The organism is Burkholderia sp. BDU5, assembly GCF_001522845.1.
In the GTDB taxonomy this organism is placed as follows: domain Bacteria; phylum Pseudomonadota; class Gammaproteobacteria; order Burkholderiales; family Burkholderiaceae; genus Burkholderia; species Burkholderia mayonis.
Genome location: NZ_LOWC01000056.1, coordinates 1 through 16,646, shown reverse-complemented (window position 1 = coordinate 16,646; position 16,646 = coordinate 1). Strand labels below are relative to the sequence as shown.

General features: G+C 65.6%; 18 protein-coding genes and 1 pseudogene. 5 read left to right on the top strand and 14 right to left on the bottom strand.

Features of this window, described 5'->3' with window-relative positions; all coding sequences use genetic code 11:
* Nucleotides 1–15: 15 nt before the first annotated feature.
* The 13 genes and pseudogenes from WS69_RS11740 to WS69_RS34645 form a co-directional block, all read right to left on the bottom strand.
* The gene (locus WS69_RS11740; protein ID WP_059470947.1) at nucleotides 16–999 is read right to left on the bottom strand and encodes an ABC transporter substrate-binding protein; all 984 of its coding nucleotides are present in this window, start codon (nucleotides 997–999) and stop codon (nucleotides 16–18) included.
* A complete protein-coding gene (locus WS69_RS11735; RefSeq protein WP_059470946.1) occupies nucleotides 992–1,849 on the bottom strand; it encodes an ABC transporter ATP-binding protein in 858 nt (285 codons plus the stop codon). The genes WS69_RS11740 and WS69_RS11735 overlap by 8 nt, the downstream gene beginning before the upstream one ends.
* The gene (locus WS69_RS11730) at nucleotides 1,846–2,916 is read right to left on the bottom strand and encodes a FecCD family ABC transporter permease (protein WP_059470945.1); all 1,071 of its coding nucleotides are present in this window, start codon (nucleotides 2,914–2,916) and stop codon (nucleotides 1,846–1,848) included. Before WS69_RS11730 ends, WS69_RS11735 begins: the two co-directional genes overlap by 4 nt.
* Nucleotides 2,913–3,953, bottom strand: a complete 1,041-nt coding sequence (locus WS69_RS11725; protein ID WP_231747119.1) for a FecCD family ABC transporter permease — start codon at nucleotides 3,951–3,953, stop codon at nucleotides 2,913–2,915. The genes WS69_RS11730 and WS69_RS11725 overlap by 4 nt, the downstream gene beginning before the upstream one ends.
* Nucleotides 3,950–5,326, bottom strand: coding sequence for an MATE family efflux transporter (locus WS69_RS11720; RefSeq protein WP_059470943.1), 1,377 nt, complete (start codon nucleotides 5,324–5,326; stop codon nucleotides 3,950–3,952). The genes WS69_RS11725 and WS69_RS11720 overlap by 4 nt, the downstream gene beginning before the upstream one ends.
* A 77-nt stretch (nucleotides 5,327–5,403) precedes the next feature.
* Nucleotides 5,404–7,905: a TonB-dependent receptor gene (locus WS69_RS11715; protein WP_231747118.1), complete on the bottom strand. Its 2,502-nt coding sequence runs from the start codon at nucleotides 7,903–7,905 to the stop codon at nucleotides 5,404–5,406.
* A gap of 353 nt (nucleotides 7,906–8,258) precedes the next feature.
* The gene (locus WS69_RS11710) at nucleotides 8,259–9,272 is read right to left on the bottom strand and encodes a FecR domain-containing protein (RefSeq protein WP_059470942.1); all 1,014 of its coding nucleotides are present in this window, start codon (nucleotides 9,270–9,272) and stop codon (nucleotides 8,259–8,261) included.
* 3 nt (nucleotides 9,273–9,275) lie between these two features.
* Nucleotides 9,276–9,803 carry a sigma-70 family RNA polymerase sigma factor gene (locus WS69_RS11705; protein WP_059470941.1) on the bottom strand — a complete coding sequence of 176 codons (528 nt, stop codon included), beginning with the start codon at nucleotides 9,801–9,803 and terminating at the stop codon, nucleotides 9,276–9,278.
* Between the two features lie 327 nt (nucleotides 9,804–10,130).
* Nucleotides 10,131–10,382 (bottom strand): Fur family transcriptional regulator, encoded by a 252-nt coding sequence (locus WS69_RS30825; RefSeq protein WP_082716134.1) that lies wholly within the window; start codon nucleotides 10,380–10,382, stop codon nucleotides 10,131–10,133.
* 11 nt (nucleotides 10,383–10,393) lie between these two features.
* Nucleotides 10,394–10,546 (bottom strand): annotated as a pseudogene (locus WS69_RS33200) (IS5/IS1182 family transposase); the annotation flags it as partial.
* A 69-nt stretch (nucleotides 10,547–10,615) separates the two neighbouring features.
* A complete protein-coding gene (locus WS69_RS34655; protein ID WP_226382905.1) occupies nucleotides 10,616–10,834 on the bottom strand; it encodes a hypothetical protein in 219 nt (72 codons plus the stop codon).
* 45 nt (nucleotides 10,835–10,879) lie between these two features.
* Nucleotides 10,880–11,320, bottom strand: a complete 441-nt coding sequence (locus WS69_RS34650; protein WP_231747117.1) for an IucA/IucC family protein — start codon at nucleotides 11,318–11,320, stop codon at nucleotides 10,880–10,882.
* A gap of 223 nt (nucleotides 11,321–11,543) precedes the next feature.
* On the bottom strand, nucleotides 11,544–11,717 hold the full coding sequence (locus WS69_RS34645; protein WP_226382904.1) for a hypothetical protein: 174 nt from the start codon (nucleotides 11,715–11,717) through the stop codon (nucleotides 11,544–11,546).
* A gap of 339 nt (nucleotides 11,718–12,056) precedes the next feature.
* Between WS69_RS34645 and WS69_RS11690 the strand changes: the two genes are divergently transcribed.
* The 3 genes from WS69_RS11690 (at nucleotide 12,057) to WS69_RS11675 (ending at nucleotide 14,670) form a co-directional block, all read left to right on the top strand.
* Complete coding sequence (locus WS69_RS11690) at nucleotides 12,057–12,770, top strand: PadR family transcriptional regulator (RefSeq protein ID WP_059470938.1); 714 nt, start codon at nucleotides 12,057–12,059, stop codon at nucleotides 12,768–12,770.
* Between the two features lie 38 nt (nucleotides 12,771–12,808).
* A complete protein-coding gene (locus WS69_RS11685) occupies nucleotides 12,809–13,636 on the top strand; it encodes a siderophore-interacting protein (RefSeq protein WP_059470937.1) in 828 nt (275 codons plus the stop codon).
* Between the two features lie 797 nt (nucleotides 13,637–14,433).
* Nucleotides 14,434–14,670 (top strand): hypothetical protein, encoded by a 237-nt coding sequence (locus WS69_RS11675; RefSeq protein ID WP_059470967.1) that lies wholly within the window; start codon nucleotides 14,434–14,436, stop codon nucleotides 14,668–14,670.
* Nucleotides 14,671–14,692: 22 nt separating this feature from the next.
* Here the strand turns inward: WS69_RS11675 and WS69_RS11670 are convergent, their stop codons facing one another.
* Nucleotides 14,693–15,289, bottom strand: a complete 597-nt coding sequence (locus WS69_RS11670) for an undecaprenyl-diphosphatase (RefSeq protein WP_059470935.1) — start codon at nucleotides 15,287–15,289, stop codon at nucleotides 14,693–14,695.
* A gap of 469 nt (nucleotides 15,290–15,758) precedes the next feature.
* Between WS69_RS11670 and WS69_RS11665 the strand changes: the two genes are divergently transcribed.
* Both WS69_RS11665 and WS69_RS33195 read left to right on the top strand, forming a co-directional pair.
* Nucleotides 15,759–16,499, top strand: a complete 741-nt coding sequence (locus WS69_RS11665) for an acetoacetate decarboxylase (protein WP_059470934.1) — start codon at nucleotides 15,759–15,761, stop codon at nucleotides 16,497–16,499.
* Nucleotides 16,500–16,545: 46 nt separating this feature from the next.
* The coding region (locus tag WS69_RS33195) for an SDR family NAD(P)-dependent oxidoreductase (RefSeq protein WP_156438067.1) at nucleotides 16,546–16,646 on the top strand (101 nt) is incomplete at its 3' end.

Here is a 16,646-nt window from a genome sequence, read left to right as displayed (position 1 = left end):
CCACAGCGAAGGACGTCACGTCACACGATCAAGGTACGAGGACGCGATCGCGCGCAAGTCCGGCGGTGCGAACACGTCAGGATGCAGAAGCGCGGCCGCTTCGGCCAGCACGGCATGCCGCGCGATCGGTCCGAACGATTCGATCCAGTGATCGCCCACGCTCACGATACTCACCCGACGCGTCGACGCCAAGTGCTGCCATACCGGATTCGTCTCGAAACTGCGTCGCCCACCGTCGTCGTAGACAAAAATCGTGTCCGGCTTCGCAAGCAACAACGTCTCGAGGCTCATCTGGAACGCCGTATTGTCGCGCTGCGACGGCAGCGGATTGCGTCCGGCGATGTTGACGCCACCCAGCGCATTCAGCAGCGAGCAAGTCATGTTCTCATCGTAGAACGCCCACGGCGCGGCGCCCGTACCCCAGACAAACAAGTAGCGCGGCGCGCGGCCCAATCCCGCACGCGCGCGAAATCCTGCGAGCGCTTCCGCAAAACGCCGGTTGAGCGCGGCGGCGGCTTCGGCACGATCCAGTGCCTTGCCGACGAGTTCAATGCTGCGATTGCTGTCCTCACCGACTTCCAGATCCAGCGCAAGATACGGCGCGATCTGCTGAAGCCGCGCCGCGTTCGCTTCGGTGTAGCGGCGGATCGCAATGATGAGGTCCGCGTGCGCACTCGCCAACAATTCCAGGTTCGGGCTCGCACGCTGCCCGAGATCGATCACGCGATCCATCCTGTCCAGCAGATAGGCGGGCCGCCGGCCGCGCACGAGAAACGTCGACGCGACCGGCTGCACCCCAAGCGCCAGTGCGGTATCGGCGCCGAAATACGAAATCGCCGCAAGCCGGCTCGGCGCGGCTTCGAAGCGAAGCATCGCACCGCGATCGTCAACGACGCTGAACGGCTTACCGGGCGCCGCCGCGCGAACGGGCCGCGCGAGCACCGATGCAAGCGAAGCCGGCAACGCGAACGCCAACGTACGGCGCTTGCGATCAATCATCGCCGGCCTCTTCGATCGCCGACACGGCGTCGCCAACGTCCTGCCGGGCATCGCTCCGCTCGCCGCCGGGCCCGGCATAGCCAAGCGAATGGCAAACCGGCACGCCATCGCTCGCGCCATGCAGCCGCTCGCTGCGCACATGAAATACGTTCGCGACGAACGCCGGCGTCAGCACATCGACCGGCGCACCGTCCGCAACGAGCCGCCCGCCGCGCATCACGATCGCCCGATCCGCGAAACGCATCGCCTGGTTCAGGTCGTGCAGCGACATCACGAGCGTCAACCCGAATTCCTCGTTGAGCCGCCGCAACGTCTGCATCACATCGAGTTGATGCCCGAGGTCGAGGTAGGTCGTCGGCTCGTCGAGCAGCAGAATGTCCGCGCGCTGCGCGAGCGCCATCGCGATCCATACTCGCTGTCGTTCGCCGCCCGACAACGCGACGAGCGGACGATCGCGCATCGGCAACAGACCGGTCGTCGTCAGCGCCCATTCGACTGCGCCGCGATCGTCGTCCGTTTCTCCTCGCAACCACGTGCGGTGCGCAAACCGCCCATGGCGGACGAGTTCCTGCACCGTCAGGCCGGCCGGAATGTCCTGCGTCTGGGCCAGGAACGCGATGCGCCGCGCGAGCTTGCGGCGCGGCCATTGCCCGAGCGGAACGTCGTCGAGCAACGCATCGCCGCCGCGCGGCGCGAGCAACCCGGCCAGTGCGCGCAGCAGCGTGCTCTTGCCTGAGCCGTTCGGACCGAGCAGCACAGTGATCCGGCCCGGCTCGATCGACAGCGACAATGTGTCGACGATGCGGCGCGGGCCATATCCGAGCGAAAGATCGCGGGCAACGAGTGTCATCGTGAAGATCGGGACAGCAAATGAAGAAAAAGCGGCGCGCCGAACAACGCGGTGACGGCTCCGACGGGTATCTCGGCCGGTGCGACGACGACGCGCCCGGTCAGATCCGCAAGCGCGGTGATCAGCGCACCGCAAAGGAGCGCGAACGGCGCCTGCCGCGCGAGCGGCCCGCTCACGGCAAGCCGCGCGAGATGCGGCGCGATCAGGCCGACGAATGCGACCGGGCCTGCAATCGCAATCGCACCAGCGGCCGCGAAGCCTGCATAGACGATCGCCACCAGACGCCAGCGCTCGACATTCAGCCCGACGCTCGTCGCTGCGTCGTCGCCGATCGACAGCACCTGCACTGCCGGCAGGATCGCTGGCAGCAGCACGATCGTCGCCGCCGTCCACGGCGCGAGCAGCAGCACGTGCTGCCAGCCGCGTGCGTAAAGGTTGCCCGCAAGCCACGTCAGCAGCACCTCGATACGGCTCGAACCCCAACCAGCGAGTATCGTCATCGCGACCGCGTACATCGCGGCGCTAACGGCGACGCCCATCAGAATCAGCCGAAACGGCGCCGTGCCGTTGCGCCACGCCAGCGCGTAGACGCCCAGCGCCGCGCCGATGCCGCCCGCCTGGGCGACGAACGGTATCCATGTGATGTCGTACGCGTCGAGCCGGCTGCCGTCGAGCGAACCCGCGAAATTCGCGACGAGCAGCAGCAACATCACGCCGAGCGTCGCGCCGGACGACACGCCGATCACACCGGGTTCCGCGAGCGGATTGCGCAGCGCCCCCTGCAACACGAGTCCGCTCGCCGCAAGCTGTGCGCCGATCATCAGCGCAAGCAGCACGCGCGGCATGCGCAGTTCCCACATCACGAAGGCGACGTCGCGCGCGACGTCGCGATGGAACAGTGCCTGAACGGCCGACGTCAACGGGAAGCCGGCCGCGCCGAGCCGCACCGACAAGACAACGGTGAGCGTCAGGATCGCCGCCCATCCTGCGCCACGCGCGAACGTCCGCCACCGGGCCGCGCCCTGTGCGCGCGTCGTGCGAATCGGCCGGTTCGGAACGCCCGTCATGTCGATACGCCTTCATCGCGGCGAATCATCGCGATCAGCAGCGGTGTCGCGACCAAGGCAGTCAAAAAGCCGACCGGCAGTTCGCGCGGCGCAGCGACCGTGCGGGCGACGAGATCCGCTGCCGAGACGAGCAGTGCGCCCGCCAGTGCCGTCACGGCCAGCGTTCGGCGATAGCCGCCGCCGAGCGCGACGCGCGCGAGATGCGGCACGCACAGCCCGACGAAGCCGACGGGCCCCGCGATCGAGACCACCGACGCCGACAGCGCGACGGCAATGAAACCGAGGATCAGGCGCCAGCGCAGCAGGTCGAGGCCGACGCTCTGCGCCGCCTCGTCGCCGAGCGCGAGGGTGTCGAGCACGCGCGCGCCGGACAACGCGGCGACAAGACCGGCGACGGTCCACGGAGCGACCATGGCGACCTGCCGCCAACCCACACCCGCGAAACCACCGGCCAGCCAGTAGAACAACGGGCCGGCCTGCGGCCCCGCGACGATCATCAGCGAGATGACGCCCGCGCTGCCGAGCGCGCCGATCGTCGTCCCTGCCAGCGAAAGACGCAACGGCGACAGACGGGCGCGCCACGCCAGCGCAAACGTGAGCGTCGCCGCGATTCCGCCGCCCGCCAACGCCACGAACGGCATCATGCCCGCCGCCCGGACCGGCGCCAGCACGGTGGCCGCGACGACCGCGAGCGCCGCTCCGCCGACCACGCCCGTCAACGTCGGATCGGCCAGCGGATTGCGCGTGATGCCCTGCATCAGCGCGCCGGCCACCGCGAGACTCGCGCCGACCATCAGTGCCGCGATCAAGCGAGGCAGCCTCAGCGCATGGACGATCTGCGCGGCGGGCGTTTCACCCCCACCCAGCGCATCGAGCGCGGCAGCTGGACCGAGAACGAGATTGCCGGCGCAGAGGCTGGCAATCGCAACCGCACCGAGACCGACGATCAGCACAAGCACGATCGCACCGACACCCAGCCGCCCCGACCCCGACGACGAGGTACGCACGCGATTTCTTGTCACATGCCGTTCGTTCATGATCGGGGCGCGCCGGCCTGTTTCACCAACGCGCTCAGCCGATATTCGAACTTGCGCAACAGCATCGTCGCCGTCGCTGCAAGTCCGATCGTGAGCCCGAACCAGATGCCATGGATTCCGTAGCCGAACATCACGCCCGCCCCCCACGCAACCGGCAGCCCGATCATCCAGTAACCGACGATCGAGATGCAGAACGAACTTTTCACGTCGCCGAGCCCCCGCAAGATGCCGACGCCGATGTTCTGGCTGCAGTCGAAGATCTGCAGCAAGGCCGCAATCGTCAGCAGCCCCGTCGCAAGTCGCAGCACATCGTCATTCGCGGCCGAGCCGCGATCCAGGAACGGCGCGAGCACGTGTGTCGGCGCAACGAGATACGGAAGCGCGACCGCCAGCATGGCGCCGATGCCCAGCACGAGCCCCGTATAGCCGAGCCGCCGTGCGCCACGATAATCGTGCTGCGCGCATGCATGGCTGATGCTGATCGACGACGCATGCGACAACCCGACCGAAATCATGAACACGATGTAGATCACTTGGTTGACGATCGTCTGCGCTGCGAGCGCATCCGTACCGAGCGTGCCGATCACGAGGGTAAGGACGGTGAAGAACGCGGCCTCCGAGCCGTAGGCGGCGGCGATCGGCAGGCCCATCTTCCACGTCCGCTCGAATGCTTCGGCATCGGTCCGCCACGCGGCAAGCGACAGGTGTTCGGCGAGCCCGATTCGACGTTTGGCAATCGAGAGAAACGCCACGAACGACAACAGGTACACCGAACTCGTCGCGCAGGCTACGCCAGTCAGGCCGAGCGCGGGGAACCCGAAGCGGCCGAACATCAGCGCGTAGTCGAGCACCGCGTTGACGACGATCGACGCGGCCGCGATCGCGAGCAGCGGCCCCGGCTTGCGCAGCCCGACGGTGTACTGGCGCAGCGACTGGAACCACAGGCACGGCAGCATGCCGGGCGCCGCCGCCGCGAGATAGAGCGCGGTCAGCCGCGCGATGCCCGGATCCTGGCCGAGCCATACGAGCGGCCGTTCAACGGCGAGCATCAACAGCACGAACGCGAGTGCGGCAAGCGTCGACAGCGCGAAACTCGCACGCACGAGACGCACGATGCGTGCAGGGTCGTCCTGCCCGTTCGCGAATGCGACGAGATTGCCAGTGCCCGTCACGAGGCCCGTTCCCATCGTCCTCAGCTGGTTGAACAACGTCAGCGCAAGACCGCCTGCGGCGATTTCGCGCGGACCGAGCATCCCCATCATCACGACGTCGGTCGTGGTCAGCGCGACCTGCGCAAGCTGGGTAAGGATGAGCGGCGCGGCGAGCGCACCGATGTGCCGGGCGTCGAGCCGGAACTGTTCGTGAGATTTCATGCGATGGCGACAAGGATCGGATTGACAAACGACGGGCAGATCGGGGCGCTCAAGCGTACCCGGCCTGCCGGCATTCATCACAGGTCGGTCGACACGGACAGCCAGAACGTACGTGGCGCGCCCGTGAACAGATATCCGGTCGGATTCGCCTGCCAGTAGTCCCGGTTGAACAGGTTCGTCACGTTCGCGCGCAGCGTCACGTCGCGACCGGCAACTTTCGTCGTGTACCGGCCGCCGAGATCGAAACGCGTCCAGCTCGGCACGTGCTGCGTGTTGTCCTGGCTCACGTAGGCCTTGCCCGTGTAGATCATCCGGCTCGTCAGCGTGACGCCCGGCACGAACGGTGTATCCCATTCCGCGCCGAGCGTGGCCTGGAGCGACGGCGCGCCGATCGCGCGATTGCCGTCGTATGCGCCGCCCTGCGTGCGGCGAAGCCGCGCGTCGAGCCACGTGACGCCGCCCAGCAGACGCACGCCGCGCGTCACCTCGCCGAAGCCGGACAGCTCGAGACCGCGATTGCGCTGCAAACCGTTGAGGCTGTACAGCTTGCTCACCGGATCGACGATTCCGCTCGGCACGTCGATCTGGAACAGCCCGAGCGTCGCGCCGAATTTGCCGAGATCGAGCTTGGTCCCGACCTCGTACTGCTTCGACTTGAACGGCGCGAACACCTGGTTCGGATTGGCCGCGTCAGGCGGCGGCGCCGACCCGGGCGTCAGCGCCTCGATGTAGTTCGCATAGAACGACAACTGGTCGAACGGGCGGACGACGAGCGCCACGGACGGCGTCGTCGCGCCCTGGTCGTAGTGCGAGGTTTCCGCGCCGGACGTGTCGAAGTTGCGGCTGCTCACCTGCTGGCGACGCACGCCCACCGTGAGTTGCACGAGCCCGCCGGCCACGGACAGCGTATCGGCGACGGCGATGCTGCGCAGGATCTGAGCGCTGTCCTTCGCTTCCGGCGACACGGAAACCGGCGCGCCGGGTCCGGCGAGGCGGGTCGGCATGTAGATGTTCGTCGCGTAGCTGCCGTAGGCGGTCTGACCGAACCACGTCGTCTGCTGCAGGTAGTTGCCGCTCACGACGAGTTGGTGATCGATCGGGCCCGTCTTGAAGCGCGCCCGCGCGCCCGCCTCGGCCGACAGCGCATGCGACGCGCCTGACTGGTATCTCGACGTGGACGTCGCGTCACCCTGCGCATTGACGATCGTCGCGCCCGGGTCTTCCAGCTTGTCGTAGCCGAAGCGGTTCATGCCGACCGCGCCGAACAGCGTCAAGTTCGACGAGAGGTCGTACTCGGCCCGCCCGAGCGCCGTCAGGCTATGGGAATTCGAATAGGAAAACGTCTGCGCGAGATTGGTCCGGGAATCGGGCACCTCCGGCACCGCGATCCCGGCAATCGGCGTGTAGCCGCGTACCGGCGCCCGCATGAAGTCTTCCTGGTAGATCACGTCGCCGGACGCGCGCAGGCGGCTGCCGCGGTAGTCGAGCCCGACCGACAGCGACGTGTTGCGCCGCGACTGCTCGTCGATCGGCGTATCGCCTTCGCGATGGGCCGCGTTGACGCGCACGCCGAACTCGCCGTTCGAGCCGAAGCGCCGGCCGATGTCGGCATGGCCGCCGAACACCGAACTCGAAGCATATTCGGCGGTCAGCCGGTTGAGCGGTGTGTCGCCGGCGCGCTTCGTCACGACGTTCACGCTGCCGCCGACGCTGCCCTGCGGCATCATCCCGTTCAGCAACGCACCAGGCCCCTTGAGGATCTCGACGCGCTCAACCGGATCAGAGCCGACGCGGTAGGCCGGCACGAGCCCGTACAGCCCGTTGAGCGCGATCTCGCCGTTCTCGACGCGCAGCCCGCGGATCGTGATCGCATCGTAGCGGTTGGTGCTGTCAATCGCCGCCCGGACCGACGGGTCAGTTGTGGTCAGGAGATCCGCGACGCTGGTCGCCTGCTGGTCGCGGATCAGCTTTTCCGTGTAGCTCGAGAGACTGAACGGCGTATCCATGTAGTCGCGATTGCCGAGCAGGCCGACCTTCGCGCCGTGTGCCGCCTGGCCGCCTGCATACGGCTCGGGAACGGCATCGTCGATTCGCTTGCCGACGACCTTCACCGCCGGCAGCACGGCAGCTTCGGCGCCTGCCGCGGCAGCGGCCGGACGCAGCGAGAAACTGCCGTCGGACTGCTGCACCGGCTCCAGGCCCGTGCCGTTCAGCAACGCCTGGAATGCGCCCTGCACCGAGTAGGCGCCGCGCACGCCCGCACTGTTTTTCCCGGCCGTCAGGTCGCCCGGCACGCTGAGCATCACGTTGGCCTGATCGGCAAGACGGTTCAGCGACGCCGACAACGGGCCGGCCGGAATGTCATAGCGCCGGCTGGCAGCTTGCGGCGCCGCGCCGGCGGCCGACTGCGCCGATGCCACCTGCCACGCGCCGCTACCTGCGAGCGCGATGCCGAGAACGGCACACCGCACAGCGTGCGGAGCGGGACGGCGCGCGGTGCGCAGCGCACGGGGCATCCGTTCGAGGCTGCGCACGGACAACGAGAAATCGGGATTCGACGACAACGACGGGCGAAGCATGGACGGCATTCCTCGAGATGGAAGTGGCAAGGAGAGGTCCATCGCGCGTCTAACAGAGCCGGATACCTTGGCTTGATAGCGGCCGCACCCGGTCGTTCGGGCGCGCGCCATGCTGGCTGCGACTGTCGCCATCGCGACGACACCCGTTTCCGGTCGGAAACAAGCGTCGACAAGCCGGGCGGATGCCCCGCGTCATGGCGCCGGGTCGGCATTCAGAGCACTGATTGATCTCCGAATGGTCCTCTTTCATCTGTTAATCGGATGACGCCCGGAAATGCGAACCGAAATCGGAAATTTCTTTGCAACAGGGTGAAATACCACCGGGAACCGCGACCGGGCGGGCAACATGCCCGTCAGCGGGCTTCGATCGTGACCCACCACGGCAACGTGCGACGCACCCGGATCGGCAGGTCGCGTTCGAGCATCGAGAGCATCCGGTCGGGGTCGTCGGCAGGGAAACGGCCGACCACGCGGATGCCCGCCACTTCGGGATCGACGCCGATGTGCCCGTGCTGATAGCGATCCAGCTCGGCGATCAGCGCGTCGAGCGTGACGTCGTCGGCCAGGATCACGCCGCGTGACCACGCTTCGCGTGCGGGATCGGCCCTCTCCGGACTCGAAATCGCGTCCGCCGTGAACTGCCGCTGCTGACCGGCCGCCACGATTTCGGCGTGTCCGGCCAGATTGCGAATCTCGACACGGCCTTTGAACACGGCCAGCAGCGTGTGCGTGCCGGACTGCCGTACGGTGAACCGGGTGCCCAATGCCTGCATCCGGCCGTTCGGCGTGTCGACAAAGAACGGCCGCTCCTGGCCGTCTTTGGCCGTATCGATGAGGATTTCGCCCATCGTCAGTGTCAGGAGGCGCTTGGTATCGTCGTAGTGAACATCGAACGCACTGTCCGTGTTCAACCAGACGCGCGTACCGTCGGCGAGCTGCACGTCCCGCCGCTCTCCGACACCTGTGCGGTAATCCGGCCTCCATGCGATGAGCCGATCCGGCAACGCCGTGAAGCGCCACGCGAGCCACCCGGCGAGACCGGTTCCGGCCAGCGCAGCGAGACTGCCCAGAACATGGCGCCGGCTTGCCGCGCGCGTCGCGGAAACGTGCACGGCGGCCGCAGCGGCATTGCGCTCAGCCAGGCTCTCGCCCCTCAACGGCTCGAACCGGCGGCTGACAGCCTCGATATGTGCCCACGCACGACGATGTTCCGGCCGTTCGGCCAGCCATTCTGCCCATGCCTTGCGGTGCTCGCCGCTACCGCCATCGGCATACAGGAGCGCATACCAGTTGGCGGCCTGCTCGAGGCTTGCGAAATCTGCGTGAACGCCAGGATCGGCGGCCGCCGAAGACGACGAGGCTGCCATCGGTCAGCGCGTAATACCGGCGTCGATCAAGGCCAGTTGCAGCATCGCCTGGGCGAGGTACTTCTGCACCATCCGATCGGAAACGCCCAGTTCGCCCGCGATCTCGCGGGTGGACAAGCCATGAATCTGCGCCAGGACAAACGCGTTCCGCGCCTTGTCGGGCAACCGGCTGATCAGCGCGCCGATTTCCATCAGCGTCTCGATGACGATCGCGCGATATTCAGGAGAAGGCTCGCAGGGCTCCGGCTGGGCGGCAAGCGCCTCGACCCATGCCTGCTCGACCTGGCGCCGGCGAAACAGGTCGACACACATGCCCTGTGCCATCGCCCGCAAGTAAGCCCGCGCCTCGGCATCGCTGTCGAAGCCCTTCGGCACCGGCTTGAGGATCAGACGAAGAAATGCGTCCTGGGCAAGGTCGGCCGCATCGAAAGCGTTACCCAGCCGCCTGCGCAACCATCCCTGCAACCAGCCATGGTGGTCGCGATAGAGAGCCTGCACATCCTGATGGACGGCGAGTTGAGCGACGGACATGGAGCAACCCCTTCTGCTTTAAACGCGAGAGACGAGAAGACAAATAAGAATCATTCACGCTTATAAACCAATTCAATTGGTTTACGCAATATTTCGCAATTAGGGGCCGCATCAAGTCGGCGGGTGCATCAGACGATTTGATTCATCAGACATTTAGACTGGCGCCTCGCGTTTTCCGCTTCGGCATGCTGCACGTCTCGTCGCCTTGCCGCTCGCGATGCGCCACGATGGCGGCAACTGCAGTTCCACTGTCTCCCGCGCAAGCTTCCTGTTCACCTTCGTTACGACACCAACCAAGCCGGCCGATGCTCGCGACGATCCGGGGAATCACACGCCCTTCGCCTGACATTCAGGACACACCCCAGCTATCACCAGAGACGCAGCGTGGAACTTGAAGCGACGCCCGGAAGCGATGCGCTCGAACTGCTCGTTCAGTTCGTCTTCGTAGAGATCGCAGATTGCTCCACATTTGCGACAAACGAGGTGATGGTGATCCTTGCCGCGGTTCAGTTCATACACGACGCGCGAATCGCCCAGTGATGCACTGGTGACGAGTCCCCTTTCGAGAAAAGTGGACAAGGTGCGGTAGGTTTCGGGTAGTGCGGCTCAACCACCGCGCACAACGCCGCCCACGGCACGATCTGGTTCATCGTGTCGAGAAACTCGTCGCGCCGCGTACGCTTGCGCTTCGTCTCGAAGCCTGCGCCTTGATCGGCTGCCATCGCCAGCGTCTGCTGCTTCATCGTCGTTTGCCTTTCTCGGGTCATGTCCACCGATCTATAACGGCTGAGACACGGGGTTGGGGGACTTGATCAGCTTTGCCTTAACCCGAGCCCGATCAGCAAGCGCGCGATATGCTCGAACATCCGCCACGCACCGTCACTCGTGGCATCCGAGGAGACACCGGCATCGCTCGCCCCGCACAGCACGGTGAATGCCGGCAGGCGCCCGTCGGTCGCCGACGCCGCGCATGCGGCCATCGGCAACAGCCAGCCATCGCCGTCGGGATACCGCCGCAACATGCAAGCCAATTCACCCTGCTCTTCGATCAGCGTTCCGTCGTCGCCGAGCGCCCATCATGCACGCTCGTCGCACAATTCGAGATGCTCGCCGAGCCAGGTGTCCCGCGCGCAAAGCGCGCGCAGACAACGCTCGGCCAGTACCGCGTTGTGCAGATAACGTGGCGGCATTACGCGTGACGCACCGAGTGCCTGGACGCTCAGCGACAACTTCAGATGTATCCGTTCGTCCGCTCTGATGCCGAGCGTGCGCAGCGACGCGGTGGGCCGAGCCGTGCCGAACCCGGCTCCGAGATCGATACACCGCATGACAAGCCGGGGATGCTCCCGCTGAAGGTAGTCCCATTGCCAAGGATGAACCGGCAGCCAGCGAGCCGCCGGATCGATTCCGAGCAGAGCGGCGCGATGCGCAAGCGCCGCGAACGCATCCTCATCCAGTACGGCAGGCACGAGCGATCGGCTGGACGCCAGGCGGTGCATGCGCACTGTCGTCGCCACGTCGCAACGCGTCGGGCAAAACGGCGACCCAGTGCAGTGCAACCCGGCCTGCCTCGACGTCGTACGCATCGCCCGGGCTGCCGGGCCAGCGCTTCGCGCGCGCAACCGGATGGAACGGTCGGTCCCGCAGGCAGCAAATCGCCTCCCATGTCACCAGACTGTACGGCGTGCCATCGACGTCGGCCAGCCAGCGCGCCTGCGCGGCACACGTTTTCGCGATTTGCTATTCGGCAAGCGCAAGCAGTTCGGCAAGACGGTCACTGTAGGCGGGCCACCAGTCTGCGCGCTGCAGCGCATCGAGCAGATCCTGCGCAAGCAGTCGGTCGACGCCGCCGTCGTGTTCGGCCGAAGCGTCCGACGCCGACGGACGGTCGGCTACGACATCGACGTCTGTCATAGAACGTTCCGAACCTCCGACTGCTCCAAAAACCCATCCGCTTGTCGGCTAGCAATGCCAAAGCATGCTAGTTCGCCCGGGGCTTCCACTTGCAACGATAAGGTGCTTCTTGCCCCAGATTTGCGCTGGAAACTATAGTGGCGCCGCCGCGCAATGCTATCGAAAATTAATATCAATAGCATTGCGCAAATATGCCAAAAAGACCCACCCTTTTTGCCAACCTACAAAATTCGCAAACCTGCACCAGACCCTTGGCAATCCGTCCCCATAAAATTCCGTTGACTTTATATCTTTCGATATATATCTTTCGATACATCTAAAGATGCACAGGAGAAGGCGATGCGCCACACTCATCTGTTTTCGCGCCGCGGATGCGGCATGCATACCTCGTTCGGCGCCGGCCCGCTCGAGATGTTCCGCCACATGATCGGCGGCCATCGACGCGGCGGTGGCGGCGGCCGGCACGGCTTCGGTCCGTTCGGCGGTTTCGGTGGCGGCCCGGGCGGTTTCGGTGGTTTCGGCGGCGACGACGCCATGCCGCGCGGCCGTCAATTCAGCGCCGACGACCTGCAACTGCTGCTGCTCGCGCTGCTCGCCGAGCAGCCGAGCCACGGCTACGAGCTGATCAAGGCGCTCGATACGCGTTCGAGCGGCTTCTACGCGCCGAGCCCCGGCATGGTGTATCCGGCGCTCACGTATCTGGAAGAGCTCGGCTACGTGACCGTGCAGGCCGAAGGCAACCGCAAGCGCTATGCACTCGCCGACGCGGGCCGCGCGTATCTCGATGCGCAGCGCGAACGCGTCGACCTGCTGTTCGCGAAGCTCGCGCATCTCGGCCGGAAGATGGAATTCATGCGCCGCGCGTTCGCCGGCGAAGCGCCCGCCGCCTCCGACGACGATACGCGCGGCTGGCTGCCGGAATTCGTCGAAGCTCGGACGGCGCTCAAGCAAGCGCTCTTCCGCAGGAGCAGCGCCGACGCCGACGAACAGCGCCGCATCGCGGCGATCCTGCGTCGCGCCGTCGCCGACATCGAAGGCCGGACCGAGGACTGATCGAGCCGCATCCGGCTTATCAAGGAGAACCCATCGATATGACCCAACCGACTACCGAGCGCGCGGTCGTACGCGTGCGCCATACGCTGAAATTCCGCTTGCTCCAGGTCAAGCGCGTCACTGCCGTGACCCCGCATCTGATGCGCGTGACGCTGACGGGCGACGAACTCGACGATTTCGAATCGGCGTCCTTCGACGATCACGTGAAGGTCTTCTTCCCGCCGCCCGGCGAGGACGCACCCGCGTGTCCCGAGTTCGGCCCGAACGGCATCGTGTTTCCGGAAGACCGGCCGCGGCCCGTCGCACGCGATTTCACGCCGCGTCGCTACGATCGCGCCGCCCGCGAACTCGATCTCGATTTCGTGCTGCATCATCCAGGACCGGCGTCACAGTGGGCCGCGCAAGCGTGCGTCGGGCAGACGCTCGGCATCGGCGGACCGCGCGGTTCGTTCGTTATCCCGAAGGATTTCGATTGGCACCTGCTGATCGGCGACGACACCGCATTGCCCGCCGTCGCACGACGCCTCGAGGAATTGCCGGCCGGCACGCGTGTCGCCGCAGTGCTGGAGGTAGCCGATCCATCTGCGCAGGTCGACTTCGCTACCGATGCGGATCTGTACGTCTTGTGGCGCCATCGCGACGACTCGGCGAACGGCGAGCGCGGTGCAAGTCAGTTGGTCGATGCGTTGCGGGCGCTGCCGTTGCCGGCCGGCGAAGGCTACGTGTGGGCCGCGGGCGAAGCGGCCGCGATGCGCGGCGTACGCGAGCACCTATGCAATGAGCGCGGCCTCGCGAAATCGAGGATTCGCGCATCCGCTTACTGGAAGCACGGCGCGGTCGCGGTTCACGAATCACTCGAAGACTGACGCGATGAGCGAGTCGAACGCGGCACACGCGTTCGACGTTCGACGATTCCGCGGCGCGCATGCTCGCGTCATGCCGCTGCCGAGCGCACGGCGCGGATACGAAGTGCGGCATTGCCGACACACACTCGTCGCGCTTGAATCCTCTGTAGATCGGGTCGGCGGCGCGCGCGCGCATAGATGCGCCGGTACGCCGGTATCGAAAGACGCCCGCGCGCGGCATCGGCCATCGCACTGCGTTTTCGTCCGAACGAAATCGCATCCGCGTCGCCACCGCGCATCGGCGTATCTCGAAATAATCGTGCTCGGCGGCGCTCGCCACGCACGGATCGCGGCGCGCAATCCTCGTACGCATTGAGTCATGCGGCCGCACTGCCAGCCGAGGCGCAATCGCATCGAAGTGCGTACCGCGCCACGCACTTCAATGCGCGCGACGGCTTCGACAAAACCTCTTTATGCGTTTCGCGGCCGATTTCCCGTAAATGGAAGCCACAGCCGCATCCGTCGAATCCCATGCGGTTGCATTCCGTCGATCGCCTTTCGACGCCCGCGCATCGATGCAAGCGTCGTCTCGACACGAACGGAGTTGCATCCGAGCCGCCCGTGTCCTATACCTATCTCGACGGCACGAGGCCGGTTCGGCAAAGCCGTCGCGGCACACGTCGGCGGACTCCGGGGCAAAGTGGCCCGCGTCGCCCGTGATCCGAATATCGAAAAAGCACGACGCGTCGCCGCATTTTTCCGCGTCGAATGAGAACGAGAGCGCGCAACCTCGCGCGTCGTCACCCGGATACGCGACCATGACTCGCCACCACACCTACGCAGGCATCGCGAAGACGCTCAGAATCGCCGGCTATTGCGGACTCGGCGCAATCGCGCTCGCGCTGTTCGTCGCGATGTGCGCGATCCTGAAAGACAGCGCGCTCGATCGTGAAGCCGCGCGCCAGCGACAGACCGAAAACGTCGAATTGCACGGCGGCGCCGACGTCGAGCCCAACTCGACGAGCAACGCCACCCAGACGAGAACGCCCGGTTGATTCGGATTCCCGCCGATTATCGTCAGTCGATACGAATCGACCGCTCGTGCAATCGCGTGAACGCGACCGCATGCACGGATTCGCCGATCCGGTCGAGCAGCGCCGTCACCGGACGGCCATACAGATGAGCGGCAAGCGCGCCGGCGGTTCCGACGAGTGCGCCGCCCGCGATGTCGAGCGGCCAGTGCACGCCGACGTAGATGCGCCCCCATCCGACCGCCGCCGCGATGACGGCGAGCGCGAGGCCCGCCGCGCGCGTCGTGCTCGCGATGAGCAAGCCCGCCGCGACGCTGCAGACGAACGTCGCGTGATCGCTCGGAAACGAGCCGTCCGGCGCGTGCGGAATCAGTTGTGTGCCGATGCCGAGCACGAACGGCCGCGGCGAATACCAGAAGTGGCCGATCACCTGCGCGAGCGCGAGCGCGACACATGCGCCGACGCCCGCTTCGATCGCCTGGCGACGCGTCGGGCGCGCGCCCATTACCCAGGTCAACAGCAGCAGCGCGGGCACCGCATAGACGAGCCAATCGGCGGCGAACACGCCGAAGCGAATGGCGGCGAGATGCGGAGCGGAACCTGCATTGAGTGCGGAAAAGACAGTGAGATTGAAGTTCTGCATGGGGCTGAAACGGTAGCGAATCGAACGGCACCGGGTCACCGGTTCGAACGATGCTAGGACGCGCACGCTTAAGAAAGGCTTAACCCGAAGCGCCGCGAGATCGAAAGGAAAATCGAAAATTCTACAACGCACTTCTTCGAGGACGGTCATTCCCCAAAAGTTCAATCGTACGCGTCGCGCGGCGCAGCATGCGATTTCGGGCTGTCGTTCACATTCGTTTCACGTGTCCCGTAAATGCTCACCATAGCCCCCGAAAAAACTCACCGTTTGCCGCGACGAAGCGCCGGCGACCCGCTGTCCGTCACCCGCCGGCGCGCGTTCGTTACGACGTCCGCAACACTGTCAATATTTGTCATTTCACTGCCTCGATTTGCGCAATAATCTTTTCCAGTTGCGGCATCGCACAATCGATTCGCAGAGGCATACGATATCGGCACCCCGACAACGAAGCGATCAACAAGGAGTCCGCATGAAGCCCAGCCAAGTCCGATCGAAAGCATTCGCGATGCCGCTCACGAGCCCGGCGTTTCCGATGGGCCCTTATCGTTTCGTCAATCGCGAATTCCTGATCATCACCTATCGCACCGACATCGACCGTCTCCGCGAAATCGTGCCGGAACCGCTCGAAGTCAAGGAACCGCTCGTCCATTACGAGTTCATCCGCATGGCCGATTCGACCGGCTTCGGCGATTACACCGAGAGTGGACAGGTGATCCCCGTCGAATACAACGGCCAGCCGGGCGGCTACACGCTCGCGATGTATCTGAACGATCATCCGCCGATCGCAGGCGGCCGCGAATTGTGGGGATTCCCGAAGAAGCTCGCGCAGCCGACGCTGGAAACGCACATCGACACGCTGCTCGGCACGCTCGACTACGGCCCCGTGCGCGTCGCGACGGGCACGATGGGCTACAAGCACAAGGAGCTCGATCTCGACGAGCAGCAGAAGCGCCTCGCCGGCGCGAACTTCCTGCTGAAGATCATTCCGCACGTCGACGGCTCGGCGCGCGTCTGCGAGCTCGTGCGCTACTACCTGCAGGACATCAAGATGAAGGGCGCATGGACGGGCCCCGCGTCGCTGGAGCTCGCGCCGCATGCGCTCGCACCCGTCGCCGATCTGCCAGTGCTCGAGATCGTCGAAGCGCGCCATCTGATCGCCGATTTGACGCTCGGCCTCGGCGAAGTCGTCTACGATTACCTCGCGCAGTAACGCGCGCTGCATCCTTCCCTACTACTTTCTGGACAGGAATTCGATCATGAGCAATCTGAATGGCAAGACCGCGGTCGTGACAGGCGCAGCAAGCGGCATCGGCAAGGAAATCGCGCTGGAGCTCGCGCGCGCGGGCGCGGCGGTCGC